Source organism: Pseudomonas sp. TE24901, assembly GCF_054058375.1.
This window is the reverse complement of the sequence record NZ_JBSSAF010000005.1, coordinates 60,259-86,340: the sequence shown is the minus strand read 5'-3', so window position 1 is coordinate 86,340 and position 26,082 is coordinate 60,259. Positions and strand designations below refer to the sequence as shown.

Genomic DNA, 26,082 nt, shown 5'->3' with positions numbered 1-26,082 from the left:
TCGTGCCGCAACATCCCGTAGCAGGCCTGACATGCAGCGCCGAGCATGCAGTAGCCCGTCAAACCCCGTCAATGGCGGCACGCGGCTATATCAGCTGGCAACCAGCATCGGGTACAACGACACCACCAACAGCGCGGCCATCGACCAGTTGAACAGTCGCAGCCAGCGGGGTTCGCGCAACACGTTGCGCAGCCCGCTGCCACACACCACCCACACACAGACACTGGGCAAGTTGACCACGGCAAACACCAGGGCAATCACCAGCACATTGGTCACGTAGCCCTCAGCCGGCGTGTAGGTGGTGATCGCCCCCAGCGCCATGATCCAGGCCTTGGGGTTGACCCACTGAAAGGCTGCGGCGCCCAGGAACGTCATCGGCGTGCCCTGTGCATCACTGCCCTCGGACATGCCCCCGGCGTTGGCGATTTTCCACGCCAGGTACAGCAAGTAGGCGGCGCCGGCATAGCGCAATACGGTATAGGCCCACGGGAACACCTTGAACACCTCGCCCAGCCCCAGCCCGACTGAAATCACCAGCAGCATGAACCCCACGCTGATCCCCAGCGCATGGGGCATGGAACGGCGAAAACCGAAGTTCACCCCCGACGCCAGCAACATCGTGTTGTTGGGCCCCGGCGTGATCGACGACACAAAGGCGAACAGCACAAAGGCCGACAACAGGCTGGTAGACATGAACATGGTGCGGCATCCAGGCGATGAGGTATGCCTGCGACAGTAGTGCTTTCTGGATCCAACCGCCCCGTACAGCTAGGGGCGGATCGAGGAATACACTTTGGCGCGCTCGAGAAACCGGCGACAGTGCGCTGCGGTTTGCTCGGTGCACTCGATCATCGGCAGGTGGCCGATGCCGTCGAGGATCTCCAGGTGCGCATGGGGAATGCCCGCCAGCCAGGTGTGCGCGCTGGCCACTGGCACCATGCGGTCTTCGCGGCCCCACAGGATCAGGCTGGGCACCCGCACCTGGGGCAGCCAGGGTTCCAGGCGCGGGCTGTCGGAGAAGTTAGCGAAGATCTCAGTCAAGGCCTCGCGCCGACGGATGTAGGTGTGTGCTTCGGCGGCCAGCAGCACTTCAGGAATGTAGGGTGGCGCGGCCATGGTCATGGCGAAAAAGCGGTCGAACTGTGCCCGTGAATGAATCAGGAACGGGTTGTCGCCGCGGTTGACCAGTTCTTCCACTTCGTTCGGTTGCGGCAAGTGCACACCCGCCGCACCGATCAGTCCCAGGGAAATCACGCGCTGCGGGTAATGGGTCGCCAACCAGGTGGCCACATAGGCGCCCATGGAACTGCCGATCACATGCACCTTGTCGATGTGACACGCGTCCAGCATCGCCACCATGCGCCGCGCCTGGGCCGCGATGCTGTAGTCGCCGCCTGCCACAAAGGCATTTTTACCGTGGCCGGCGAGGTCCGGGATCAGCAGCCGATAGTCGTCGACAAAGTGCCGGGCAAACCCCAGCCACACGCCTTTGTCGGCACTGAACCCATGCAGCAGCAACAGGGCTGGCGCGTGGCGCTCCCCACCCTGGTAAGTGGCCAGGGTCATGCCCGTGATCGGCACGGTGATCGCCTTGAGCCGCGAGCGCCGCGATTCGACACGGGCGATGACCTCGAACAGCACGTCCCCAACCCGTGGGTACGTCCACCACACGCACGCGGCAACGATGGCAAGCACAGCAACCACGACAAGCATCAAGGCATCTCCGACAGCGAGGTGAATAAACGGATGGCAGGCAATCGCGGGCGCACTGCAATTGGATTGCCTTCACTGATCGGTATACTTGCGCACTTCGCTTGAATCGGCGCTGAACACATCACGAAAGGAAGAAAGATGGGTAAACGGTTCCCGACCAACCTCCCGGGAACCGTTTATCAGGCCTGACAGCGCCCGTCACTCAGTTCTGCGGCCGTTGCTTGGTCGAATCCAGCTCGGCTTTCTTGGCGGTGCTGATTTCGGTGATCTGCGCCGACTTGGCGATCGCCAGGTCAAACGTGTCCTGCATCTTGGCGATGGCATCGGTCGAGGTGCCGTTCAGGCCGCCGTTGGCCGCCCAATCGAAGTTCCACACGCCGGACAGGTTATCGGCACCGGCCACGTCGTGGGTTTCGATGGCGGTGAATACGTCCGGATGACGCTCCATGTACTTGGCCGCGTCGGACACATTGGCGGGCACCTTGCCAGAGGCATTGTTAGCTAGCTGTGTCAGCTCTTGCTTGGTAATGGCCGACTTGCCGCTCTGGCGCATGTAGTCGGCGATCACCTTGCTGGACTTGGCGATGTTCAACTTGTCATCGAACGAGGACGGTGAAGACTTTGGCGTGCTCGGCCCGCCGGTCGCGGGCGTTACGGTAGTAGACATCGGCGCTGCTCCCTCAATGAAACGAATGAAATCGTCGTGCTGACGATACCCCGTCGCGGACGGTAGCATGGGCAATGGGCCATTAATCACCCGCTTCACAACAATTCACAAGAACCGGAATATTTCGCGGGCAGCGACCAACTGTTGGCCGCTGCCCTGCCCGCCTTTCTCAGGCAACCGCCGAGGTCGCCACAAAGTGACCGGGGCTGACTTCCCGATAACTCATGGCTTGCGCACGGTGATTCACATCGTAGATGCGGCTCGGCACCGCCTCCTCCATCAAGCTGAAGGGCGTCCTGGCCGCGTTGAGGTCTGCCGACGGCACGGCGCTCAGCAATTTTTGCGTGTAGGCGTGCTGCGGGTTTTCGAACACCGCACGGCGCGGGCCGATTTCAACAATGCGTCCGTGGTACATCACCCCCACCCGGTGGCTGACGCGCTCCACCACCGCCAGGTCGTGGGAGATAAACAGAAACGCAATACCCATGTCCCGTTGCAGGTCCTGCAGCAGGTTGATCACCTGGGCCTGGATCGACACGTCCAGCGCCGACACGGCCTCATCGGCGATGATCAGCTTGGGCGACAGGGTCAGCGCCCGTGCAATGCAAATCCGCTGGCGCTGCCCACCCGAGAACTCGTGGGGGTAACGCTGGGCATGCTCGGCCGACAGCCCGACCCGCTCCAGCAAATCGCGCACGATCTTGCGCGCCGCCTCGCCTTGGGCAATCCGGTGCACCTGCAGCGGTTCCAGCAGGCTGTCCTCGATGGTCAGACGCGGGTTCAACGACGCATAGGGGTCCTGGAACACCATCTGGATATCCCGGCGCAGGCGTTGCATGCCGCCCTTGCTCAGGCTGGCGAGGTTCTGGCCGCCGAACCGGATGTCCCCGCCCTGGATCGGCATCAGCCCGGCCACCGCGCGGGCGCTGGTGGACTTGCCACACCCGGACTCGCCCACCAGGGCCAGGGTTTCTCCCGGGTAGATATCGAAGTCGATCCCTTCGACCGCATGCACCCGGCGCTGGACCTTGCCCAGCAGCCCGCCCTTGAGGTCGTAGCGGATGGACAGCGCCTTCACGCTCAGGATCGGCGCACCGGCGTAGTCAGGCGCCAGCGGCGGCAATGCTTGGGTTGGCTCGGTGTTGTCCTCGATCAGTGCAAACTTGGCCGGCAGCGACGTGCCGCGCATCGAGCCGATCTTCGGCACCGCCGCCAGCAACGCCTGGGTATAACGCTGCGTGGGCGCCAGCAACACCTCGCGGGCCGCGCCGTGTTCGACGGTCTCGCCCTTCTTCATTACCATCACCTGGTCGGCCACTTCGGCCACCACGCCCATGTCATGGGTGATAAAGATCACGCCCATGGCCAGGTCCTCTTGCAGCTCCTTGATGATCCGCAGGATCTGCGCCTGCACCGTGACATCCAGCGCCGTGGTCGGTTCGTCGGCGATCAGCAGCGTCGGTTCACACACCAGCGACATGGCGATCATGATGCGCTGACGCATGCCGCCCGACAGCTCGTGGGGATAGCGGCCCATGACCTGCCGGGCATCGGGGATGCGCACCAGGTCGAGCATGCGCAAGGCCTGCGCCTCGGCTGCCGCGCGGTTGCAGCGTTTGTGCAGCACGATGGCCTCGGTGAGCTGGGCGCTGATCTTGAACACCGGGTTGAGCGAAGTCATCGGCTCCTGGAAGATCATCGACATGGCCGCCCCCCGCAGGCGGCGCAACACCGACTCAGGGGCGTTGACCAGATCGATGGTCTCGTTGTTGCGGGTGTGCAACTCCATCGAGCCGGACAACACGCGGCCACCGGCGCGTTTGACCAGCCCCATCATGGCCATCGATGTGACGGACTTGCCCGAGCCGGACTCGCCGACAATGGCCAGGGTCTGGCCACGCATGACCTCGAAGGACACATCGCGCACCACGGCGGACTCACTGCCCCGCGGCCCGAACCCGACACTCAGGTTGCGCACACGGGCTACCAGATTCTGTTCCATGCTCGCTCCTTTAATCGACGATGCGCGATACGGCGGCATCCAGGTCGGCACGCGAACGGGCGACGTGTTGCCGGTGCTGGGCGACCCATTCACGGTCCTGCTGCAGCTCGCTGCTGGCAACTGCCAGCAGGCGGCTGACTTCACCAGGGCCAACGCCACCGGTGGAGGTACGCGTTTCGACAAAACGCCGAGGGTTCAGGGCATCACGGACCTGCTCATCGGAATAACCCAGGGTGGAGCCGATGGTTTCCAGCGCCGCCTCATCCAGCGCCGCCCCCGTGACAGCGCCCGGCGCCACGCCTGCCACCAGGCAGTTGCGCACCAGCCGCGCCACCACGTGATGCACTTGGCGGAACGAGACACCCCGCTCACGCACAATCACGTCGGCCAGGTTGCTGGCCGTGCACCAACTGCCGGACAACAGCTCGGCCATGCGGTCTTCGTGCACCACCAGGGTTTCAATGATGCCGGTGAACAGGTCCAGCATGCCTTCGGTGGTGGCGAGGGCGTCGTGGATCAGCGGCAGGTCGCGCATGGCCTGGTCGCCGGTGCCTTCGGAGCGAAAGGTGGCCAGCGCGGTGCTGAGCCAGGTCACCGAACCGCCAGCGGCTTTTTTGATGGTCTCCAGGCCGCTGGGGTTTTTCTTCTGCGGGAAAATACTGCTGGTGCCGCAGTAACCGTCGTGGCTTTCCACCGTCGCAAACTCGACGCTGGACCAGATGTGCAGGTCGGTCGCCAGGTCATTCAGGTCGGCCATGACAAAGGACAGCGCGCCGATGGTTTCCGCCGCATACCAGGCTTCGCGGCCCAGCTTGGAGTTTTCCACCAGGCTGTCGAAACCCAGCAAGTGCGTGGTGCGCTCACGGTCCAGCGGCCAGGATGTACCCGCCAGGCCTACCGCGCCCAACGGGTTGCGGTTGACTCGGGTATAAGCGTGCATCAACCGGCTGAAGCTGTCGTGCAGGCGCGAGGTAAAGCTCAGCAGGTAGTGGCCGAACACCCAGGGCTGGGCGTGCTGCATGTGGGTGTAGCCGGGCATGATGGTGCCGGCGTGCTGCGCGGCTTTCTCGATCAAGGCCACCTGGAACTCATTGATACGCTCCAGCACTGCCAGGATGCGCGTGCGGTCATACAGCCGGCGCACCGTCGCGCCCTGGTCGATACGGCTGCGGCCGGTGTGCATCTGGCCGGCGGAGTCTTCACCGATCCTGGCGAACAGGTAGGACTCGACTTGCAGCAGGAAGCTGCCTTTCTTCACATCGAAGGGGAAATCCGTCGGGGACATGCCCCGTATGCGCCGCAACTCGGCGAGGATGGCCTGCCCGACCGGCCGCGACAGGATGCCCTGTTCGACCAGCATCACCGTGTGGGCCAGGTCGACTTCGATGAACTCGTGGAACTGGCGTTTCTCGGTCTCCAGGGCCGGGATGTCGTGGTACTTGACCATGCGCTCGGCGGGAGGCGCGCTCAAACGGGCGTCGGTCAACAAGGTTTCGCTGGCATGTGCATTAGACATTTTCAATCACCGCTCACTGAATTCTACATTCTTGAAATCGAGGGTCCCTTCGTAATCCACGTCGAGACCGTTCAAACCTTTGCGCAAACCCATCACTTGTTCCTGATCGAACAGCGGCAGGTTGTCAGGGTCCTGCTCCCACAAGATCTGCTGGATCTGGCCGTAATAAGCCATGCGTTTCTGCTGATCCAGCTCGCGTGCGGCCAGCTGGAGCAGCGTGTCCACCTCGGGGTTGCTGTAGCCGGTGAGGTTTTGCGGGTCACCGCTGGACAGCTTGCGGCGCAGGCGGATATCGGCGTCCGACAGCCCGGTGCCGAGCAACCACATGTTTGCGTCGTTGGAGCCTTTGCCGGTGCCTTTGCCGGGTTCCGGGCGGTACAGGTTCTTCTGGTAGGTGGCCCACTCCCACACCTTGAACTCGGTTTTCAGCCCCACGGCATTCAGGTAGCCCTGCACCACCTCGGCGACCTGGCGATCCTTGGTGTAGCGTCCGGCCGGGGTCCACAGCACCACCGTGCCGGGGTAACCGCCCGGGTACACCTCATTGATGATCTGCCTGGCTTTCTGCGGGTCGTACTGCACCGGGGCAAACGCACGGCGCGCCTGGGTGCCTTCGGGAAAGGGCCCGGTGGGCACTTTGCCGTAGCCGAGCAGCACCTTGTTGACCAGGGCCTGGCGGTCGATGGCCAGGCTGACCGCACGGCGAATGCGCGGGTCGTCAAAGGGCGGCTTGGTCAGGTTCATTTCAAAGAACACCTGGAAAGTGCTGGGCACGCGCAGCAATGTGGACGTGTTCAGCGCCTTCAGTTCCATTGCGGCTTCAGGTGACAGGTTGGCGGCGATGTCGGCGTTTTGGGTACGCAGTTCGATCACCCGCGAAGCGTCTTCCTTGACCGGGCGGAACACGATTCTCGACGGCTTGCCCGGCTCGCCGAAAAAGCCGTTGTTACGCTCGATCACCGCCTGGTCATTGGGAATCCAGCTGTCGAAGACGTAAGGCCCGGTGCCGACCGGGTGATGCCCGTAGGCCCTGCCGTATTTGGCCACCGCCGCCGGGCTGCTGATGGACGAAGATTGCTTGGCGAGCAACTCCAGCATGGTCGGTGACGGATGCTGCGTGGTGATCCGCAATTCGTAGGGCGCTACCGCGTCGACCGCCACGATGTCGGCATAGTAGGAACGGTGGGGCGAACCGAGCTTGGGGTCGCGAATCCGGTCGAGGTTGAACTTCACGGCCTGGGCGTTGAAGTCGGTGCCGTCATGAAACTTGACGCCCTGGCGCAGCACGAACGTCCATTGCTTGCCGTCGTCGGTCCTCGACCAGGACTGCGCCAGGTCAGGCATGAAACGTTCATGGTCGTGCCCTTCCCACGCGACCAGGCGGTTGAAGACATGATCGATCACGTTGTAGGACGGCACGCTGCGCGAGATGGCCGGGTCCAGGGTGTCGATGTCCGAGCCCTGCACGAAGGTGATCTGGCCTTGCTCTTTTGCCTGGGCAAAAGCGGCGTTGCCTGTCGACAGCGCCAGTACATTGAATGCAAGCAGGCTGCCGATCAGCGCTGCCAGGAGTTTTAAACGCCCCATCAGAGTTCTCGCTGAAAAATGGGTGAGTGTTCGGGTGCAAGCACCGCGCCGATCGCGGTCACGCATTGCGTGACTTGGGATCGATGTAATCGCGCAGTGCGTCGCCCACAATGTTGAAGCTCAAGATGGTCAGGACCAGGGCGCACCCCGGCGCCAACAGGATGTAGGGGTGGGTGGTCAGCAAGGGCCGCGACTCGGCAATCATCGAGCCCCACTCCGGTGTCGGTGGTGGTGGGCCCAGGCCGAGGAAGCTGAGCCCGGAGCCGATCAGGATGGCTTCGGCCAACGACACGGTGGCCTGGATGATCACCAGCGAGCCGATGTTGGGCAGGATGTGCACCCACAGCAGGCGCAGGTCGCTGACGCCAATCGACTTGGAGGCCAGCACGAACTCGCGGTTTCTCAAGGCTGCCACCGGCCCGGCAAAGAAGCGGACGTAGATGGGAATGCTGGAGATGGCAATGGCCAGCGTCAGGCTGAGGATGCTGTTGCCCGCCACTGTAATCACCAGAATGGCCACCAGCGTGCGGGGGAAGGCGATCATGGCGTCCATGACACGCATGACCAGGCTGGCCAGCGCACCGTTGTAGTAACCGCATGCCGCGCCCACCGCGACCCCAATCAACATGGCGATGGCCACGCTGGACAGCGCCACAGTCAAGGTAATGCGCGCGCCCCACAGCACACGGCCGAGCAAGTCACGGCCCATCTGGTCGGTGCCGAACAGGAAGTCGCTGCCGGGGCTGACCAGGGAGCGGGACAAGTTGATCTTGGTCACCGCATCCCAATCAAAGAACAACGGTGCGCACACCGCAGCGGCGGCCATGATCACAATCACGACCAATGCACTGAAGGCGAACCAGCGCTGATGGGAGACAAGGAAACGAACAAACCCTGGCCGACGCTTTTTTGAAGTAAGCATGCTGGCCTCAGTTGTAGGTGATGCGAGGGTCGAGGATGCCATAGACCAAGTCCACCATTAAGTTGATGATGACGACCAAGGCGGCAAATACCAGTACCGTGCCTTGAACCACATAAATATCCCGCGCCATGATTGCATCAATTAAAAACCGCCCCATGCCTGGCCAGGCAAATACGGTTTCGACAATAACCGCCCCGCCCAACAGCCGACCAAAGTCCATGCCAAATACCGTTACCAACGGAATAGCCGCATTGGAAAGTGCATGTTTTATAACTACCTTATAACTGGGCACACCTTTGGCGTAGGCCGTGCGTATATAGTCTTCCTGCAATACATCCATCATCGTGGAGCGGGATAACCTGGAGAATGTCGCCACATACGGCAGGCCCAATGTCAGCGCGGGCAGTATCAAGTGCTGCCATCCGCCGCGTCCCGTGGGCGGCAACCAGCCCAGGCTGGCGGAGAAGATCGACATCAGGATCAGCCCGAGGAAGAAACCGGGTACCGAAATGCCCAACACGGCGAAGGTGGTCAATGAGCTGTCCAGCAACCCTCGAGGCCTCAACGCGGCAATGATGCCCAGGGGCACGCCGATGACCACGGCCAGCAACATGCCTGCTGCCGTCAGTTCAAGGGTGGCCGGGAGCGTTCTTGCAATGCCTTCCAGTACCGGAGTAAACGTCTGGAAAGATTCGCCGAAATCGCCACTGACGACATTCTTTATATAGATGAAGTATTGATTGACGAGTGGTTTATCCAACCCGTAGTTGATGCGTATCTGCGCTATATCCTCTTCCGTCGCATCCGGGCCTGCCGCTAGTTGTGCGGGATCGCCCGGAATGAAATGCATGACCAGGAATATCACAACGGACACACCTAATAGCATGGGGAAAAGGAGTAATAACCGACGCAAGGTGTAGTTCAGCACGTGGCATCCTCTTTTTTTATTTTACGATCACGTCGCCCACGATTTAAGCTGGGTTGCGATCGATTAAAACGACGCAACTAAATGATCGCCCCGTTACATCCCGATAGCAAACCGGCACGCTGTTGGACGCACATAACAAAATGTTATACGCTCGAAAAAGTGCCTCTTTCCTATTTAGCGCCGAGCCGAACAATGAAACTCAACCCCCGCCAATTGGAAGCCTTCAGGACGGTGATGCTGACCGGCAGCATGACCATCGCCGCAGAAGCCCTGCAAGTCAGCCAGCCCGCCGTCAGCCGGTTGATACGTGACCTCGAGACGGCGTTGTCGATCCGGCTGTTCCGACGTGAAGGCAACCGGCTGATCCCAGGGGCCGAGGCCCAGGTGCTGTATGCCGAGGTCGACAAGTTCTATCAGGGCATCGAGCGCATCGAGCGTGTAGCGCAAGACCTGGTCACGTTGCGTACGGGCACCTTGCGCATCGGCGCCATGAGCACATTGGGCTTGAGTGTGGTGGCCGAGGGCGTTTGCCGCTTCGCCCGCCGGCATCCGGAAGTCAGAACCTCGCTGGATGTACGCAACTCCCTGGGCATTCTGGAATTGACCTCGGCCAACCAGCTGGACATCGGTTTTGTGCAGATCCCCTCGGGCGAGTACCCCGGTATTTTTGCCATTCCCTTGCCGCCGATCAGTGCGGTGTGCGTGATGCCGAAAGAGGATGTGCTGGCCAGCAAAAGCGTGGTGACCCTGGACGACCTGCACGGGCGGCGGCTGGTGACGATGAACGCGAACAACCCGTTGCAGCGCCGCATCCGCTCCGCGATGGAGGCACGCGGTGTGGTTGGGCATTCATCGGTGGAAACCACGGCGGCCCATTCGGCATGCGGGATGGTCGCGGGTGGGCTGGGCATTACGATCTGCGATCCCTTTACGGCGTCCTACACGAAATACCCGGGGATCACGTTCCGCAAACTCGACCAGGACATCCCGTTCGAAGTGTCCATCGTGTTTCCCGGCCACCAGCAGCGCTCACAGTTGGCGTCGGATTTCATGCGCGTGATGGAGACTATCTTCAAGTCGGAATTCGTTTCCTTGATTCCACGCGAAGCCTATTGACCCAATTCTTCTGGGAGCTGAACCATGTGGAATATTCGCTGCATCGCGCTGATTGCTTTACTGGGCGTCCCGACCTTGTCCTTCGCCGCTCCCGACATCCAGGTCGGCTTTTCACCGGAGGGCACCGCCCGCCAACTGGTGCTCGACACCCTCGGCAGCGCCCAACACAGCATACAAATGCTCGCCTACTCCTTTCAGGCCACAGACATCACCCAGGCACTGGTGGAGGCCAAACAGCGCGGCGTGAACGTGCGTGTGGTCATCGACAAAAAACGCAACCTGGGCAAGGCCAGCAAGAAAGCCATGGATTTTGTGAGCCGCAACGGTGTGGAACTGCGCACCAGCGATCATTTCCACCTGCAGCACGATAAAACCCTCATCGTCGACGGCACCACGGTAGAGACCGGCTCGTTCAACTACGCCGCCTCGGCCGAAACGCTGAACTCGGAGAACGTGGTGGTCATCCGTAATCAGCCGGAAGTGGCGCGCCAGTATGTGGAGCACTGGCAGTCGCGGTGGGCGCTGGGTGTGCCGTATTCGGCACGGTGATCGGCTGGCCCTCCAGACAAACAGGGTGTGCATCAAGCATCGTTGAGGCCTCGCTGCCTCACCAACCCTTCCAGCGTAAAGCGTGCCTGCATCAGCACCACGTCACGCACCTGCACCATTTCTGCCTGACTGATTTCGGTCCACTTCAAGGCCGCGAGCAACTTGGGCTTCTGCACTCGAAACGCCAGGCCCTGGGTAAACAGCGCCATGGAATGAATCACCGTACGATCGTCCTCGACCGCAAAACCGGCCAGGCGCGCGATGAGTTGGCGGATCACCCGGCCGATGCGCGCCTTGAAGCGTTCTTCAAACGCCATCGTTGCGCTTTCCGGGCACAGGCCGGCCTGGTGGCGATCAAGGAAAGCGCGCCATGCGCTGGTCTGGGGGCTGTCCTGGATCGTCGACACCACCGTGCCCAGGATGCCCAGTGACGCATCGATGAGGACCGCATCGTCGGTTCCGTCATCGGCCAACGCGTGCTCGGCAGCTTCCACGGAGGGCGCCATCTTGCGCCACAACAGCGCGATCAAGTGTTCGACACACTCCAGGTACACGCCTTCCTTGCCATCGAAGTAGTACTGGATCGCAGGCGCGTTGACCCCGGCCGCGCTGGCGATGTCGCGGGTGGACGCGCCTTCGTAGCCACGCTCGCCAAATACCGCGACCGCCGCCTCGACAATCCGCGCGCGGGTTTCTTCACCGCGCTGGTAACCACCTTCGGCGGCAGGTTTATGTCGTGCCATGTGCAGCTCCCTGTCAAGATCGGATCAAAATATACCAGTTGACAAAATTTCGCGAAAAAAGGAATTTATTCCACCTGTTATAAATCTGGAGTGACCTCGATGTCCGCTGCACCGCCCTCCCCTCAGGTCATTCCTGAAGACACCGTAAACGGCCAACGCGGCAAGGCCCGGCGCATCCTGTTGACACTGGCCACCGTGGCCCTGCTGATCGGCCTGGGCTGGGGCGCCTGGTGGTGGCTCACCGGGCGCTTCATCGAAACCACCGACGACGCCTACCTGCAGGCAGACAGCATCAGCATCGCGCCGAAGATCAATGGCTACGTCGCCGACGTGCTGGTGGCCGATAACCAGAACGTGAAGCGCGGCGACGTGCTGGTGCGCCTGGATGCACGCAAATACCAGGCGGTGAGCGACGAAGCCACGGCCACCATCGCCGCACGCAACGCCGACTACGCCAAGGCCCAGGCCGACCTGGTGCAGCAGGACTCGACCATCGCCGAAGCCCGCGCTCAGTTGCAAGGCGCCGAGGCCGATGCACGGCATGCCCAGACCGAAGTCGCCCGCTACGCCCCGCTTGCCCGCTCCGGCGCCGAACCGGAAGAGCGCCTGGCGCAGCTCAACAACCAATTGGCCCAGGCGCGCAGCACCGTCGCGGCCAAACAAGCGGCGTTGCGCTCCAGCCAAACCCGCTATGGCACGCTGGAGGCCCAACTCAAGCAGGCCCAGGCGCAACTTGGCGTGGCCAAGGCCAGCGAAGCCCAGAGCCAACTGGACGTGGATGACGCCGTCATTCGCAGCCCGCTGGACGGACGCGTGGCTGATCGCGGCGTGCGTGTGGGCCAGTACGTGCAACCTGGCACTCGCTTGTTGACTGTGGTGCCGATCAGCGCGATCTACCTGACCGCCAACTACAAGGAAACCCAGATCGGCGACATGCGCCCCGGGCAAAGCGTCACCGTGCACGTGGATGCGCTGCCGGGCCGCGATTTGCAAGGGCATATCGACAGCCTTTCACCGGGCACCGGCGCGCAGTTCGCGTTGTTGCCACCGTCCAACGCCACCGGCAACTTCACCAAGATCGTCCAGCGCGTACCGGTGCGCATCGCCCTGGATGTACCGGATGACGTGCGCGTCGCCCTGATGCCGGGCTTGTCGGCCACGGTGGAAGTGGACACCCGCACCCAAGGCGCGGACGCCCATCATGGCTGAAGCCGTGATGGCCACGGTGGCCGCCGAGAAACCGCGCAACGCCTCGCTGACCGACTGGATCGCCGTCGCCGCCGGCGCGCTCGGCGCGTTGCTGGCGACCCTGGACGTGTCGATCACCAACTCGGCACTGCCGCAGATCCAGGGGCAAATCGGCGCCACGGGCACCGAAGGCACCTGGATCGCCACCGGCTACCTGATGTCGGAAATCGTCATGATCCCCCTCGCCGCCTGGCTCACCCGGGTGTTCGGCCTGCGCCGCTTCCTGATCGGCACGGCGCTGATGTTCACCGCGTTCTCGATGTTCTGCGGCTTGTCTTCCAGCCTCGGCGCGATGATTGCCGGGCGGATCGGCCAGGGCTTTGCCGGGGGCGCGATGATCCCCACCGCACAAACCATCGTGCGCACGCGCCTGCCGCCGCACCAACTGGCGATTGGCACCACGATGTTCGGCATGACCGTCATCCTCGGCCCGTTGCTGGGCCCGGTGATCGGTGGCTGGCTGACCGAAAACATCAACTGGCGCTGGTGTTTCTTTCTCAACCTGCCCATCAGCATTGCCCTGATCACCCTGCTGATCACCGGCCTGCCGACCGAGCGCATGAACCTGCAACGCTTTATCAGCGCCGACTGGCTGGGCATTCTCGGCCTGGCCATGGGTTTGAGTTCGCTGACTGTGGTGCTGGAAGAAGGCCAGCGTGAACACTGGTTCGACTCAACACTGATCACCTGGCTGACCCTCACCACCGTCACCGGGCTGTTCCTGATCGCCGTCGGGCAATTCCGTTCGAGTACGCCGATCCTGCGCCTGCAACTGCTGCTCAACAGAAGCTTTGGCAGCGTGCTGCTGATCGGCACCACCGTCGGCGCCGGGCTGTATGGCACGGCCTATCTGGTGCCGCAGTTCCTCGGGATCCTGTCGGGCTACAACGCGCAACAGTCCGGTTCGATCATGTTGCTGTCGGGCATTCCGGCGTTCCTGCTGATGCCGATTTTGCCGCGAATGCTCGGCCGTTATGACCTGCGCTGGATGGTCGGCACTGGCCTGCTGTTGTACTGGGCCAGTTGCTTCGTCGACACCCAGCTCACTACCGACAGCGTCGGCCATGATTTTGTCTGGTCGCAATTGCTGCGCGGCTTCGGGCAGATCCTGGTGATGATGCCCCTCAGCCAACTGTCGATGCGCTCGGTCGAGACCAAGGACGCCGGCGACGCGGCCGGGCTCTACAATATGTCACGCAACCTCGGCGGCACCATCGGCCTGGCGTTGCTCGGCGTGCTGATGGACCGTCGCAGCCACTTCCACGACGACCGCCTGCGCGAAAGCATCCTGGCCAACAGCCAACTGGCCCAGGACCACATGGCGAGCAACACCGCCAGCTACCTGACCCAGAGTGGCGATGCCGCCGCCTCACAGTTGCAGGCATTCGCCCAACTGGCCAATGACATTGCGCGACAGGCCTCGGTGATGGCCTACAACGACTCGTTCTACCTACTGGGACTCGCAATGCTGGCGTGCCTGCCCCTGATCTTCATTCTGAAAAAGCGCACGGTATAACCATGATTGCTCGTTCCTTTCCCCTGCTGCTGACCGTTGGTTTGTTGTCGGCCTGTACCGTAGGCCCGGATTACCAGGGCGCGCCTGCCGTCGCGCCAAAAACCCTGGCGGCCGGGCGCTTGCCCCATGCCGATAACGCCGCGCCGAATGCGCCGGCAGTCGCCCAGTGGTGGCGAACCCTGGGTGATACGCAACTCGATGAGCTGGTGGAGCAGGCGTTGCATAACAGCCCTGACATCGCCACCGCGCAAGCACGTTTGCGCCAGTCCCGCGCGAGCCTCAGCGGCGCCCGCGCCAACGCGATGCCCAAGGTCACCGGCGACGCGGCGCTGCTCAAGCTGCGCTCCCCCGACACCTCCGCCCTGGGCGGCAACAGCGGTGGCGGACGCGGCCCGTTGAGCCTGTACCTCGCCGGTTTCGATGCCAGTTGGGAAGCCGATCTCTTCGGTGGTACCCGTCGCGCCGTCGAAGCCGCCGGTGCCGAAGCCGACGCCTCGCAGGCCCAACTCGCAGACGCCCAGGTGCAACTCGCCGCCGACGTCGTGCAGGCCTATACCGACCTGCGCGACCAGCAAGCGCGACTGGCCCTGGTAGACGCCAGCGTCGACATCGAAAACCAGGCCCTGGACCTCACCCAGCAACGGCGCGAGCGCGGCGTGGCCTCGCAACTGCAACTGGAACAAGTGCTCACCCAAGCCGAAAACACCCGGGCCCAGCGCCTGCCCCTGCAAGCCTCCATCGTCGCATCCCTCGACCAGTTGGGCCTGCTCTGCGGCCTGGAACCCGGTGAACTGGACAGCCGCCTCGCCACCGCCCGCGCCCTGCCCGCCATCCCCAACCAAGTGCCCGTGGCCGACCCCGCCGCCCTCCTCAAAGCCCGCCCCGACATCCGCGTGGCCGAGCGCAAGCTGGCCTCCAGCAACGCACAGATCGGCGAAAAAACCGCCGACTGGTTTCCCAAGCTCAGCCTGATGGGCGACCTGTCCTTCTCCGCCGGCGACCCGGGCCACCTCGCCCGCAAAGACAACGGCACCTGGCTGATCCTGCCGCGCCTCACCTGGAACGCCCTCGACTTCGGCCGCGTCGCCGCCAGCGTCAAAGGCGCCGAAGCCGGGCGTGACGAGGCACTCGCGAACTATAAGAGCGTGGTGCTCGGTGCCTTGCGCGATGCAGATGTGGCGTTGGCACGGTACGGGAACCAGCGGCAGAACGTGGTGCTGTTGCGCAATGTGGAATCCTCAGCGGTACGTGCGGCGGACCTGACGCGGCAACGCTACCGCGCGGGCACGGCGAGCACGCTGGATTGGCTGGATGCGGAGCGCACGCGGTATCAGGCGCAGGAGAGCCGGATTTCGGGGGATGCGGAGTTGTTGAAGGATTTCGCGTCGCTGCATAAGGCGTTGGGGTTGGGGTGGGTGTTATGACTATCGGCGGCGGTCCGCAATTGAACTAACATGAGCCTTCACTCATGCAGCTCGCCGAGTTACCGCCAATGAGAGATCTCCCCCCCACTGCCGCGTTGCGTGCTTTCGAAGTGGCCACACGGCATGCAACGTTTACGTCGGCCTCTGAAGAATTGCACGTCACCCAAAGCGCCGTCAGCCATCAGTTGAAGCACCTGGAAGACATCTGGGGCCTGCAGCTGTTCCAGCGTGGAAAATCTTTGCGGCTGACGCCCGAAGGCGCTGCACTTGCGCACATCGTGCGCGAGTTTTTCATGAAACTCGAGGCCACACTGTCGGACCTTCGGGAACAAAAAGGCAGGGTGCGCCTCAAGGTGAGTACCACCTACTCGTTCGCACTCAAGTGGCTGCTACCCCGATTGCCGAGCCTGTCGCAGCAGCATCCGGACATTCTGATCACACTGGAAACCAGTGACAAAGCCATCCACTTTTCAAGCGACGAATCGGACGTCGCGATCCGCCTGGGCAACGGCAATTACCCTGGCTTGCATTCAGAGTTCCTGCTCAGGGAACAGATCTTCCCCGTGGCCAGCCCTGCGCTGCTCGACCGGTTTGGCACCCCGCACGACCCCGCCGAATTATTGCGCTACCCACTGCTGACGCGCGACGGCGCCGACCTTGTGCCGAAATGGGAAGCATGGTTTCAACACGTGGGCGTGGGTATTTCTGCACTCAATGAAAGCGTTCGGTTTGCAGACACCAATATGACGATCGAAGCGGCGCTGTTGGGCCAGGGTGTTGCACTGGCCCGCAGCGGCCACGTCGAAGCGCAGATCAGTGATGGCCGCCTGGTGCGGCTGTTCAACGAACCGTTTGCCTCCCCGGTCGCCTACTACTTTGTCTGCCCGAAAGGCATTGAAGCCCAACCCCACGTCGTCAGCTTTCGCGAATGGCTCCTGGCTGAGTCCAGCCAAGCCCAGCAGCGCTACCTGTAAAGCATGAGGATTTACTCATAGCGCAATGAAAGGACTTCGCTTTAGTCGTGTGCACCGGTTGCCTAGGATGGCGCATGCCTTATCACATCGTATTACTCATCCTCTTTGCCGCACTGCTGCACGCTAGCTGGAACGCGCTGTTGCGCGGCGGCGCCGACCGGCTGTGGTCGATGACCATCATGTGCGTGGCGGTTGCCATCGCCAGCGCTGTCATCGCAGTATTTTTGGCGGCACCCGCCCCGGCCAGTGGGTTCTACGCCGTGCTGTCCGCCGTCCTGCATGTTGGCTACAACCTGTTCCTGGTGCGCAGCTATAAAGTGGGTGATCTCGGGCAAACCTACCCGATCTCCCGTGGCTCCTCGCCCATCCTGATTACCCTCGCCGCGTCGGTGTTTGCCGGGGAGACCGTGACGGCGAGCGCGCTGCTGGGCATTGCGCTGGTGTCAGGCGGGATCATTTCCCTGGCGCTTCATAAGCGCCGCTTTGCGGCTCCCAGCCTGCCCTACGCGCTGGGGACCGGCGTTTTCATTGCAGCCTACAGCGTCACCGACGGCATCGGCGCGCGACTGTCCGGCGCCCCGCTGGCCTACACGGTCTGGATGTGCGCCCTGTGGGGCGTGCTGATGCCATTGGTTTATATAGGCCTGCGTGGCGCGCGGGACTTGTTCAGCCTGCGACCGGGTTTCTCGACAGCGTTCTTGGGCGGGCTGGTCTCGTTGCTGGCATACGCAATCATTATTTACGCCATGTCCTATGCGCCCATGGGCGCGGTGTCTGCGTTGCGCGAAACCAGCGTCTTGTTTGCAGCATTGATCGGCTATTTTTTTCTCGGCGAGGCCCTCACCCCGCGCAAGTTTCTAGCGTGTGCGGTGATTGCGACGGGCACCTTCCTGATCGGTTGAGGCCACCTGTTTCTGTCATACCTAGAGGTTCGCGTCATGAATACACTCACTCAACCCCCCATCATCCTTATCACCGGTGGCAGTCGCGGTGTAGGCGCGGCCACTGCACGACTTGCGGCCTCACGCGGATACGATGTGGCGATCAGTTACGTCCGCGACGAATCCGCCGCACGCTCGGTGGTCACTGATGTGCAAGCGCTCGGACGCCGAGCACTGGCGATACGCGCCGACAATGCAGACCCGCAACAGATTGCTGATTTATTCGCCGCCATCGACCGCGAATTCGGGCGCCTCGATGTACTGGTCAATAACGCCGCCATGCTGGCGCCGCAGTCGCGCCTGGAAGACCTCGACTTCACGCGGATGCAGCGCCTGTTTACCGTCAACGCTATCGGGCCAATCCTGTGTGCGCAGCAGGCAATCAAGCGCATGGCCTATCGACACAACGGGCCTGGCGGCGTGGTGATCAACATTTCTTCAGCATCGGCCCGGCTGGGCAGCCCGAACGAATATGTGGACTACGCGGCGACTAAAGGCGCTATTGAAACCTTTACCATCGGCTTCGCCAAAGAGGTGGCGCGCGACGGTATCCGCGTCAACTGCATCCGCCCCGGCCACATCTACACCGACATGCACGCCAGCGGTGGCGAGCCTGGGCGTGTAGACCGGGTTAAAGACTCGATCCCCATGGGCCGCGGCGGCCAGCCTGAGGAAGTGGCGCGGGCTGTCTTGTGGCTGGCGAGTGCCGAGGCTTCATTTATTACTGGGACGTTTCTTGATGTGACTGGGGGGAAGTAAAAGGACGATTTAATCCGGGGCCTAGTAGGTGTGGAACATCTCCTGAATCTTCGCTGGATCGCTACTTACGGTCAGAGCGAGCATCAGAAGGATTCTGGCTTTTTGAGGATTCAAGCTATCACCGAGCAGGCCCGGATAGGCTTCATCTTCTGGAATGAAACCTGCGCCAGTGCGCGTGGAGCGAACAATCAAGACATTTTGTTCCATTGCCTTCTTGATAGCTGGCAAGATGAAGCGCGATTCGCTCCCGGCCCCTACGCCGGCAATGATAATACCCTTCGCGTGGTTCGCGACTGCAGCATCGAACATGTAGCCGTTATCGTTCTGGTAACCGTAAATAATGTCGACCTTCGGTAATGTGGTCAGCTTGGAGACATCGAATGGCGTCTCGACGGTATGCTTTTTGACTACGCGCGTTTCAAAAATAGGTTGCTGATTGACGAGGGTTCCGAGATAACCGCCACCCACGGGTTTGAATGTATCGACAGAGTTGGCATCCGTCTTGGTCGTATAACGTGCGGAGCCAATACGATCATTCATCACGATCATCACGCCTCGCCCGCGGGCCTCTGGTGCAGCTGCAACAGCCACCGCCTGAAGAATGTTGCTAGGGCCGTCGGCGCCAATTGCACTGGCCGGGCGCATCGAGCCGGTGACTACAACGGGCTTGTCGCTTTTGACGACCAAATTCAGGAAATAAGCGGTCTCTTCAAGCGTATCAGTGCCGTGCGTAACCACGACACCCGATACATCTGAGCTTTCGAGTACCTCGTTCACCCGCTTGGCGAGCTTCAGTAAGACTTCATTGTCGACATTGTCGCTACCTATGTTAACAATCTGCTCGCCGCTCACTTTGGCTATTTTGTCCAACGACGGGACAGATTTGAGCAGCGCCGCAGCAGTAAGCACACCAGGCTTGTAGCCCGTGGTCTGGGTCTCCTGATCCGCCGTGCCAGCAATGGTGCCGCCAGTCGCCAGCACGGCGACATGGGGAAGGTCTTTCGGTGGTTGGGGTTGAGCGTTGACAGTCGAAATCGACAACACCGTTAAGATTCCTGCGAACACGCTACTTTTCAAAACTTTCATTGTTTCACCCTCGAAAAAGTAATGACACACTCGTTAATTAGAGTGCATTCGTTAACGTTCATATATTTTTCTTTTAACGGAGCAACAGCGTACCCGCGCCAATCACTAACAACCTGATGGCGTGCGTAATTATCAACAGCGGCTTTTCAATAAACATTCAAAAAGGCGAAAACCCATGCTATTACCCACGGATATACACCTCGTGCAAAAGTGTGTGACAGCCTCATCAACTTGAACACAACAAACAATTGCAGGTGAGTTCAAGCGGCCACTTTAATGCGGCCGATTGATTACTTGAGTCAGTTTGCAAAGACCGGATATGACGCCTTATCGATGGCCGCCATCGCCTCTGCCCGAGACAGGATCCCGGACTCTTCCAGAATCGTCAGCAGTGAACGGCCTTGCGCCACCGACTGACGGGCGAGCTTACTGACTTGCGCATAACCGAGCGTCGGCACCAAGGCTGTGGCAACTGCCATCGACTCAGTCAGGTGCTGCTCGTTGCGTGCTACGTCGGCGGTGATCCCTGCGACGCATTTCTCACGGAAGCGCTGGATGCCATTGGTCAGCAGCGTAATGCTGTCAAATACCCGGGAGGCAACCACTGGCTCGAAATGGTTGATTTCCAGTTCGCCGTATTGCACGGCCTGGGCTACGGCCACATCGTTGCCGATCACCGCAAAACTCAATTGGATCATCGACATTGGCAACACCGGGTTGACCTTACCCGGCATGATCGACGAGCCCGCCTGGGCTTCTGGCAGCGTCAACTCGCCAATGCCGCCCACTGGACCCGATGACAATACCGTCAGGTCGGAGGCGACTTTCGCCAACGAAGCCGAGCATGTGCGCAGTTCTGCGGAAACCCGAGAGAACACGTCCATATTCTGCATTGCATCGAAGGGGTTTGACGGAGCCTGATACTCGATGCCGGTAATAGCCTCCAAGTGTGCGAAAGCAAATGCTCTGTAGGCCGGCGGTGCACCAAATCCGGTGCCGATGGCCGTGCCACCGAGCGGGAGAGTACGTAGCTTATCGCGTACGTTGAGCAGCTCTGCAGCGAGGCGATGGGTGAGTGAAGCGTAACCGGAGAACAACTGCCCCAAGCGCATAGGTTGGGCGTCTTGCAGGCAGGTACGGCCCAGGTGCAGGACATCCGCAAACTGCTCAGCCTTCTGGTCGAACTGTTTGGCGAGCTTCATGACCTCGGCGATCAGAGGTCCGAACATTGCGTAGGTCGCAATCTTCATCGCTGACGGATAAACATCGTTAGTCGACTGCGAGATATTGACGTGGTCGTTCGGGTGAATGATTTGGTAGGAGCCAGCCGGATGCCCCATGACCTGCTGGGCACGGTTGGCAATCACTTCATTGAAGTTCATGTTCGTGGAGGTACCACCTGAACCTTCCAACAGATCGACAATCAGGGAGTCATCGCATTGGCCATCAATCACATCCTTGCATGCCTGCACGATGGCACTGCATTGCTCACTCGCCAGTACACCGCTATCCAGGTTCGCGAGCGCTGCCGCCCACTTACACTGGGCGAACGCATTACGAAACGCGGCATAGTGAGCGACAGTCAGCGAAGAAACGGTGAGGTTATCGAAGCCACGCACCGAGTTCACGCCATAGAGTTTGTCAGCAGCGATCTGGACTTCACCTACGTAGTCGCGCTCCAGTCGGTATTCTTTGGATTCAAAAGTATTCAAGAGTACTGCCCTCGTTAGAATTTATTAACGTCTCAACCCCGCAGCCCATGGACTGCAGCCGTGGCAAAAATGAGTTGAGAACTACCTCACGCGCTGTTTCGCAGGCATCTGCAAAAAAAGCGCTGTATTCATCTCTTCGTGCGACCAAATAGAGCGACCTTTCCAGCCCCAGCTCAGGGGTCAGGTGTACCGTCACCTTGTCAACCCAGGCCGATGCTTGGAGAAAGCACATCGGGCTCGTTACCGCCCAGCCGATACCTTCTGCAACCATTGAGGTCAGGGCGTCAGCGTTGTCCAGTTCCAGTCGATTAGGCACTCGGACATTCAAGCTGCGAAGATGGCGCTCGATCTGCAGCCCAACCTGGGAACCACGGTTGAAGCGGACCACGGGCATGACGTTCGCCATCACCCGGATGTCTTCAATGGTCGCGATGTTCTTGTTCAAATCCTTGGGGGTAATGACAAAGTATTTTTCCGAAAATAATCGGTAGCGGATCAGGTCATTGGCATCCATGAGTGGATCGCTGGTGACGATCAAATCCAGGTCACGACGCAACAGTGCCTCCCCTTGCTGCGGACTCAAGCCGGTACGAATCGATAACTGTGCGACCTTCCCCAACAGTTTCTTGGTGAAAGCCGAGCCGCAGGTCGCGGCGAAGGAATCGACAAGACCAATTCGCAGGTCGGGCTTCACTCCGCGCCCGGCATCCAAAACTTGAGCCTTTAGATGGAAAAGTTCCTCACTCAACACTGAACCGCGATTGCGCAACGCTATCCCAAAAGTGGTCAAGACCAGAGGGCGAGAGGATCGATCCACCAGGATCACACCCAGCTCTTCCTCAAGCTGGCGGACCATCTGCGAAACACCCGACTGCGAAATCCCCATGCGTGCAGCTGCACCCGACATGCTGCCCTCCTCGGCCACTGCGATGAACACTTGAACCGCATACATGTCGATGAATTTGTTCGCTGCCATTAGGTCTGTTCTCGCTCTATCAGGTCAGGAGGACTTTAGTGCGACCATCGCTTACTCGCCCGTCACTTCCCTTCGGGGACTGCGGCCGGCGTGACGAAGGCTGTCGCTTGATCGCGTCCGTCAGGAGTTACGCCAGAGAGATCTTCCTTGCTGGTTTCCGGCGCAAACAGGTGGCAGAACACTCCACCGAATATCAACACGCCGACGCAAATGCCCAATGCCGTCTGAATGCCGAGGTTTTGCACGGCAATCGGTAGCAGGAACGTTGCAAACGCAGAGCCGAAACGACTGGACGCAACCGCAAGGCCGATACCGGACGCACGCAGATGGGTCGGGAAAAGCTCGGGGGGATATACGAATTCAAGGTTTACCGCGGCAGCTAGAATGCAGGCAAAAAGGCCAAAGGCCAGAATCGTACCGAAGGCGCCGAAACCGGCATACGCGAGCACGGTAAGGCTCAACGCGCTCAGGTAGAAGGTGCCGACGAGAAATGCGCGACGCGAGATCCGGTCGATACACAACAAGCCAAGGATTGCCCCCAGCATCAGCAGCACGTTGTAAACCAGGCCACCGACAAATTTGTCTCCGACGTTCAGTGCTTCCAAGACTCTTGGAGAAAAGGTGCCCAGGGCGAAGAACGGAATAACCTGGCAGGTGTAGAAGACGCACCCGACCACGGTGTTTTTGCGCCAGCGTTTGCTGAACAACTCAGCCCAGTTGCCACCTTTCTTCTTCGGTGTACTTACAGGCTCCGGCAGGCTGACATTGGGCCCAAACTTACTGCGCACAATATCCATGGCTTCCTCGGTACGCCCACGAGCCATCAACCAGATCGGCGACTCAGGCACGCCCATGCGCAACGGCAGGATGAGCAGTGCGGGAACGCCGCTCAATGCCAGCATGATGCGCCAAGCATCGGGGCCAATATCGCGAACGGCGAAGCCCACCAGATAAGCAGCGACATAGCCGCCTGCCCACGCCACGGCGAGTATGCTGAGCAGCCGCCCTCGGTATCTGCGCGGGGCGAATTCCGTGACTAACGACTTGCTGACGACATAATCGAAGCCCAGCACAAGGCCCAGCAGTAGACGCAACACCAGTAGTTGTTCGGGTGAGGAGACGAAAAACTGGGAGGCGGAAATGGTGGCGAACAACAGCATGTCCCAGGCAAAAATAGTCCTACGCCCGTACTTGTCGGCAAGTGGGCCTGCGATCAGGCTGCCCAAGAAAAGGCCGGCGAGCGACGCAGCACCCAGCAGCCCCATCCACAACGCGGTGAGTTGCAGCGGACCCGCCGCCATGCTCACAGCGATGCCGATAATTCCCAGCACAAAGCCATCACTGAATTGACCACCGGTACCACTGAACACCGTCCTGATATGGAAGCGGGTCAGCGGCAGGTCTTCGAACGATACTTGCTTACTCATTCGTGTCTCCGCTTACTTTTTATAGTTGTTGGATCCGGCGCGAGGTCCGGGTACGAAATGAGTCTATGAGTTCATCATCAGGATTTCAGCATGTGCATTCTCGGTATCATAATAGCTAATACTAAGGTGCGCTTTTCCTTATTCTCTTACCTATTAACTTCGTCACAGTGTGCGAATCCGACGGCGGCTGAATAAAAACCTTAACTTCTCTGACTCCGAAGTCCGCAAGCGCCAACGCGGGTAAGTGCGCAGATGAGCTTGAACGTCCTCGCCTACAACGTTAAGCGAGTCATAAGAATTCTCTGTACCGGCGGTTTATTGAAGGTGCTGTCGGCCTGAAGAGGTCGGAGGATGACCGTAGGCGGCTATGGATCATTCAGCTTCTACAATCCGGGTCAGTCACGGCACTGACCAGAGGCGTCATGCGAAGGACGACGCTCACACAAACCGCAGTGAAACGCTGCTTCCTAACTACCAATTCTTTTTTTGGGGACACCACGCAAGCAGCTTTACGCCTGCGCAGCGATACTGGCTTTGCTTTTGAACATGGCGGTGTCGGCCTTGAAAATCAGATCGTCCAGACCTTCGCCATCTTCCGGATACCACGCTACCCCTAGGCTGGCGCTGACCTTGAGCTGGCTGTTTTTCCATGGGATGGGCAGGTTGATGGCATCGCAGATTTCATGGGTGGTGCGCTGGATATCGCCTCTGTGATGCGCGCCGTCGAGCAGCACTACGAATTCGTCACCGCCCATGCGCGCGGCTATTTCGAACTCGCGAATATTGGATTTGATGGCCGTGGCTACATGGATCAGGATGGCATCGCCTGCCTGGTGGCCAAAACGATCATTGATCTGCTTGAAGTGATTTAAGTCGATATAGCACAGGGCCAGATGTTCTCCATGGCTCTTTGCATCCAATAGCTTCTGACTAGCAGAGGGAATAAAACTATTGCGATTGGGTAAGCCAGTCAGGCTGTCATAGAAGGCCAGCTTGTGTACTTCCTCTTCGGCCAGTTTGCGCAACTTGATCTCGTTGCGCAGATGACGCTGGGCATTCAACAGAACCAGAGCGAACATCAGGACAAGCACACCGCCGATACTGATCAGCACAATGGTCTTGCGCAGCCGCTCGACGAGTTGTGGCGGGTTTGGATCGTAAATGAAGTTTTCCAGACCGGCGATATTGTCGACCATTCCCAGTTCGAGAAAGGTTTCAGCCATTCGTTGCCAACGCCCTGGGTTCATATGACCGATCTCTATCAAGTCAGATACCACCAGCGGGCGCATGGCCTCAGCTTCGAATTGCAAGTGCGCGCGACTTTTCTTCACCGAATACTGATTGAGCAGCAGGTCTATGATTTGCTCGGGGTTATCCATCGCGTAACGCCAGCCGCGCAAGGTAGCGCGGCGGAAGGCCTCGACCCGCTGTGGATTTTCGTCAATCTCTGCCTGGCTGGTGAACAGGATGTCGCTGTAGAAGTCGATCCCATAGGTGACAGGCGAGATGATGTTGTAATCCACGCCCCGCTCTTGCAGGTAGAAGGGCTCGTTGGTCAGGTACGAGTTGAACGCCGCCACCTTACCGCTGGCTAGATCCCCAATTTGAAAGCTGCTGGGTAGAAGTTGCAGTTTTTCGAGGGGTATACCCTCGCTACGGAACATCGCCAGAAAATCAGCATCGGTCTGTGCATCCATCAACATCAACGGCTTGCTGATCAGGTCGTGCACAGTGCGAATACCTTGGTCTGTGCGAGCCACGAGCACGGAAGGCGAATGCTGAAAAATCACCGCCAGCGCGACCAAGGGCTTTCCATGCAGGCGTGCGTAGAGCAATTCACTATTGGCTTCGCCGTATTGGGCACGCCCAGAGAGCACTTCTTCAACTGGTGTGACATGGGGGCCACCCTCGTGCAAGCGCACGTCCAGTCCTTCTTCGCGGTAATAGCCCTTGGCGATTGCGGCATAGTAGCCCGCGAACTGGAACTGATGTTTCCAACGCAGCTGTACATCTATCACCTGTTTGGCGCCATTCTGGCGAGGGCCAGGATCAGCCCACGCAGATTGATCCCAAAGCAGCACTAAACACAGCAGCCGGCGCAGCTGAACCAGGAGAAGTCTCTTCGGTGGGCCTAGCGTGTTAGAACAGCAACAGAGGCTGGGCATGATGATAGTCCGGGAATCGCGCTAATCGTTGAGTGTACAAGGCGTGGCGCATCATTCTGACATCAGTCATGCAGGGCAGCAATCGCGCGCCACTTTACCCAAAGCGGCCGT

Annotated in this window: 22 protein-coding genes; 8 read left to right on the top strand and 14 right to left on the bottom strand. The window is 60.2% G+C overall.

Translation table 11 applies throughout. The features are described 5' to 3' along the window. Positions 1 to 90 precede the first annotated feature (90 nt). The 8 genes from ACVWVP_RS11450 to ACVWVP_RS11415 all read right to left on the bottom strand — a co-directional run bounded on the left by ACVWVP_RS11450 (position 91) and on the right by ACVWVP_RS11415 (position 9,335). Positions 91 to 699 (bottom strand): LysE family translocator, encoded by a 609-nt coding sequence (locus ACVWVP_RS11450; RefSeq protein ID WP_457405907.1) that lies wholly within the window; start codon positions 697 to 699, stop codon positions 91 to 93. Positions 700 to 768: 69 nt separating this feature from the next. Then, positions 769 to 1,713, bottom strand: a complete 945-nt coding sequence (locus ACVWVP_RS11445) for an alpha/beta fold hydrolase (RefSeq protein ID WP_457405905.1) — start codon at positions 1,711 to 1,713, stop codon at positions 769 to 771. A 202-nt stretch (positions 1,714 to 1,915) separates the two neighbouring features. Further along, positions 1,916 to 2,380, bottom strand: coding sequence for a hypothetical protein (locus tag ACVWVP_RS11440; RefSeq protein ID WP_176995965.1), 465 nt, complete (start codon positions 2,378 to 2,380; stop codon positions 1,916 to 1,918). Positions 2,381 to 2,549: 169 nt separating this feature from the next. After that, the gene (locus ACVWVP_RS11435) at positions 2,550 to 4,382 is read right to left on the bottom strand and encodes an ABC transporter ATP-binding protein (protein WP_457405901.1); all 1,833 of its coding nucleotides are present in this window, start codon (positions 4,380 to 4,382) and stop codon (positions 2,550 to 2,552) included. A 10-nt stretch (positions 4,383 to 4,392) separates the two neighbouring features. Continuing rightward, positions 4,393 to 5,898 carry an argininosuccinate lyase gene (argH, locus tag ACVWVP_RS11430; protein ID WP_457405898.1) on the bottom strand — a complete coding sequence of 502 codons (1,506 nt, stop codon included), beginning with the start codon at positions 5,896 to 5,898 and terminating at the stop codon, positions 4,393 to 4,395. A 6-nt stretch (positions 5,899 to 5,904) separates the two neighbouring features. Continuing rightward, positions 5,905 to 7,485: an ABC transporter substrate-binding protein gene (locus ACVWVP_RS11425; RefSeq protein ID WP_178920638.1), complete on the bottom strand. Its 1,581-nt coding sequence runs from the start codon at positions 7,483 to 7,485 to the stop codon at positions 5,905 to 5,907. Positions 7,486 to 7,543: 58 nt separating this feature from the next. Then, positions 7,544 to 8,407: an ABC transporter permease gene (locus tag ACVWVP_RS11420; protein WP_178920636.1), complete on the bottom strand. Its 864-nt coding sequence runs from the start codon at positions 8,405 to 8,407 to the stop codon at positions 7,544 to 7,546. 7 nt (positions 8,408 to 8,414) lie between these two features. Next, positions 8,415 to 9,335: an ABC transporter permease gene (locus tag ACVWVP_RS11415; RefSeq protein ID WP_178920634.1), complete on the bottom strand. Its 921-nt coding sequence runs from the start codon at positions 9,333 to 9,335 to the stop codon at positions 8,415 to 8,417. Positions 9,336 to 9,527: 192 nt separating this feature from the next. Here ACVWVP_RS11415 and ACVWVP_RS11410 point away from each other — a divergent pair, with 192 nt between their 5' ends. Continuing rightward, positions 9,528 to 10,451 (top strand): LysR substrate-binding domain-containing protein, encoded by a 924-nt coding sequence (locus ACVWVP_RS11410; protein WP_178920632.1) that lies wholly within the window; start codon positions 9,528 to 9,530, stop codon positions 10,449 to 10,451. A gap of 24 nt (positions 10,452 to 10,475) precedes the next feature. After that, a complete protein-coding gene (locus tag ACVWVP_RS11405) occupies positions 10,476 to 11,000 on the top strand; it encodes a phospholipase D family nuclease (protein ID WP_259171489.1) in 525 nt (174 codons plus the stop codon). 32 nt (positions 11,001 to 11,032) lie between these two features. On the opposite strand, the gene ACVWVP_RS11400 is transcribed toward ACVWVP_RS11405, so the two are convergent. Continuing rightward, positions 11,033 to 11,743, bottom strand: a complete 711-nt coding sequence (locus tag ACVWVP_RS11400) for a CerR family C-terminal domain-containing protein (protein ID WP_178920628.1) — start codon at positions 11,741 to 11,743, stop codon at positions 11,033 to 11,035. 99 nt (positions 11,744 to 11,842) lie between these two features. On the opposite strand from ACVWVP_RS11400, the gene ACVWVP_RS11395 reads away from it, so the two are divergent. The 6 genes from ACVWVP_RS11395 to ACVWVP_RS11370 all read left to right on the top strand — a co-directional run bounded on the left by ACVWVP_RS11395 (position 11,843) and on the right by ACVWVP_RS11370 (position 18,605). Then, positions 11,843 to 12,952 (top strand): HlyD family secretion protein, encoded by a 1,110-nt coding sequence (locus ACVWVP_RS11395; protein ID WP_259171490.1) that lies wholly within the window; start codon positions 11,843 to 11,845, stop codon positions 12,950 to 12,952. Next, positions 12,945 to 14,507, top strand: a complete 1,563-nt coding sequence (locus tag ACVWVP_RS11390; protein WP_457405891.1) for an MDR family MFS transporter — start codon at positions 12,945 to 12,947, stop codon at positions 14,505 to 14,507. Before ACVWVP_RS11395 ends, ACVWVP_RS11390 begins: the two co-directional genes overlap by 8 nt. A gap of 2 nt (positions 14,508 to 14,509) precedes the next feature. Beyond that, positions 14,510 to 15,931, top strand: a complete 1,422-nt coding sequence (locus tag ACVWVP_RS11385; protein WP_457405889.1) for an efflux transporter outer membrane subunit — start codon at positions 14,510 to 14,512, stop codon at positions 15,929 to 15,931. A gap of 68 nt (positions 15,932 to 15,999) precedes the next feature. Then, positions 16,000 to 16,905: a transcriptional regulator GcvA gene (gene gcvA, locus ACVWVP_RS11380; protein WP_457406346.1), complete on the top strand. Its 906-nt coding sequence runs from the start codon at positions 16,000 to 16,002 to the stop codon at positions 16,903 to 16,905. 74 nt (positions 16,906 to 16,979) lie between these two features. After that, entirely contained in the window at positions 16,980 to 17,807 is an 828-nt protein-coding gene (locus ACVWVP_RS11375) for a DMT family transporter (RefSeq protein WP_178920620.1), read from the top strand. 36 nt (positions 17,808 to 17,843) lie between these two features. Continuing rightward, a complete protein-coding gene (locus ACVWVP_RS11370) occupies positions 17,844 to 18,605 on the top strand; it encodes an SDR family oxidoreductase (protein ID WP_178920619.1) in 762 nt (253 codons plus the stop codon). 21 nt (positions 18,606 to 18,626) lie between these two features. On the opposite strand, the gene ACVWVP_RS11365 is transcribed toward ACVWVP_RS11370, so the two are convergent. From ACVWVP_RS11365 to ACVWVP_RS11345, 5 genes are all read right to left on the bottom strand, one after another. Further along, positions 18,627 to 19,691, bottom strand: coding sequence for a type II asparaginase (locus ACVWVP_RS11365; RefSeq protein ID WP_457405885.1), 1,065 nt, complete (start codon positions 19,689 to 19,691; stop codon positions 18,627 to 18,629). A gap of 299 nt (positions 19,692 to 19,990) precedes the next feature. After that, positions 19,991 to 21,403, bottom strand: a complete 1,413-nt coding sequence (locus ACVWVP_RS11360; protein WP_457405883.1) for an aspartate ammonia-lyase — start codon at positions 21,401 to 21,403, stop codon at positions 19,991 to 19,993. Continuing rightward, a complete protein-coding gene (locus ACVWVP_RS11355; RefSeq protein ID WP_178920613.1) occupies positions 21,390 to 22,379 on the bottom strand; it encodes a LysR family transcriptional regulator in 990 nt (329 codons plus the stop codon). Before ACVWVP_RS11355 ends, ACVWVP_RS11360 begins: the two co-directional genes overlap by 14 nt. A 62-nt stretch (positions 22,380 to 22,441) precedes the next feature. After that, positions 22,442 to 23,806 (bottom strand): MFS transporter, encoded by a 1,365-nt coding sequence (locus ACVWVP_RS11350; RefSeq protein ID WP_457405880.1) that lies wholly within the window; start codon positions 23,804 to 23,806, stop codon positions 22,442 to 22,444. A 509-nt stretch (positions 23,807 to 24,315) separates the two neighbouring features. Next, positions 24,316 to 25,971, bottom strand: coding sequence for a GGDEF domain-containing protein (locus ACVWVP_RS11345; RefSeq protein WP_259171496.1), 1,656 nt, complete (start codon positions 25,969 to 25,971; stop codon positions 24,316 to 24,318). Between the last annotated feature and the right edge of the window lie 111 nt (positions 25,972 to 26,082).

Coding starts and splice junctions, on each gene's coding strand:
- ACVWVP_RS11450 (WP_457405907.1), bottom strand. CDS start 699: ATGTTCATGTCTACCAGCCTGTTGTCGGCCTTTGTGCTGTTCGCCTTT.
- ACVWVP_RS11445 (WP_457405905.1), bottom strand. CDS start 1,713: ATGCTTGTCGTGGTTGCTGTGCTTGCCATCGTTGCCGCGTGCGTGTGG.
- ACVWVP_RS11440 (WP_176995965.1), bottom strand. CDS start 2,380: ATGTCTACTACCGTAACGCCCGCGACCGGCGGGCCGAGCACGCCAAAG.
- ACVWVP_RS11435 (WP_457405901.1), bottom strand. CDS start 4,382: ATGGAACAGAATCTGGTAGCCCGTGTGCGCAACCTGAGTGTCGGGTTC.
- argH (WP_457405898.1), bottom strand. CDS start 5,898: ATGTCTAATGCACATGCCAGCGAAACCTTGTTGACCGACGCCCGTTTG.
- ACVWVP_RS11425 (WP_178920638.1), bottom strand. CDS start 7,485: ATGGGGCGTTTAAAACTCCTGGCAGCGCTGATCGGCAGCCTGCTTGCA.
- ACVWVP_RS11420 (WP_178920636.1), bottom strand. CDS start 8,407: ATGCTTACTTCAAAAAAGCGTCGGCCAGGGTTTGTTCGTTTCCTTGTC.
- ACVWVP_RS11410 (WP_178920632.1), top strand. CDS start 9,528: ATGAAACTCAACCCCCGCCAATTGGAAGCCTTCAGGACGGTGATGCTG.
- ACVWVP_RS11405 (WP_259171489.1), top strand. CDS start 10,476: ATGTGGAATATTCGCTGCATCGCGCTGATTGCTTTACTGGGCGTCCCG.
- ACVWVP_RS11400 (WP_178920628.1), bottom strand. CDS start 11,743: ATGGCACGACATAAACCTGCCGCCGAAGGTGGTTACCAGCGCGGTGAA.
- ACVWVP_RS11395 (WP_259171490.1), top strand. CDS start 11,843: ATGTCCGCTGCACCGCCCTCCCCTCAGGTCATTCCTGAAGACACCGTA.
- ACVWVP_RS11390 (WP_457405891.1), top strand. CDS start 12,945: ATGGCTGAAGCCGTGATGGCCACGGTGGCCGCCGAGAAACCGCGCAAC.
- ACVWVP_RS11385 (WP_457405889.1), top strand. CDS start 14,510: ATGATTGCTCGTTCCTTTCCCCTGCTGCTGACCGTTGGTTTGTTGTCG.
- gcvA (WP_457406346.1), top strand. CDS start 16,000: ATGAGAGATCTCCCCCCCACTGCCGCGTTGCGTGCTTTCGAAGTGGCC.
- ACVWVP_RS11375 (WP_178920620.1), top strand. CDS start 16,980: ATGCCTTATCACATCGTATTACTCATCCTCTTTGCCGCACTGCTGCAC.
- ACVWVP_RS11370 (WP_178920619.1), top strand. CDS start 17,844: ATGAATACACTCACTCAACCCCCCATCATCCTTATCACCGGTGGCAGT.
- ACVWVP_RS11365 (WP_457405885.1), bottom strand. CDS start 19,691: ATGAAAGTTTTGAAAAGTAGCGTGTTCGCAGGAATCTTAACGGTGTTG.
- ACVWVP_RS11355 (WP_178920613.1), bottom strand. CDS start 22,379: ATGGCAGCGAACAAATTCATCGACATGTATGCGGTTCAAGTGTTCATC.
- ACVWVP_RS11350 (WP_457405880.1), bottom strand. CDS start 23,806: ATGAGTAAGCAAGTATCGTTCGAAGACCTGCCGCTGACCCGCTTCCAT.
- ACVWVP_RS11345 (WP_259171496.1), bottom strand. CDS start 25,971: ATGCCCAGCCTCTGTTGCTGTTCTAACACGCTAGGCCCACCGAAGAGA.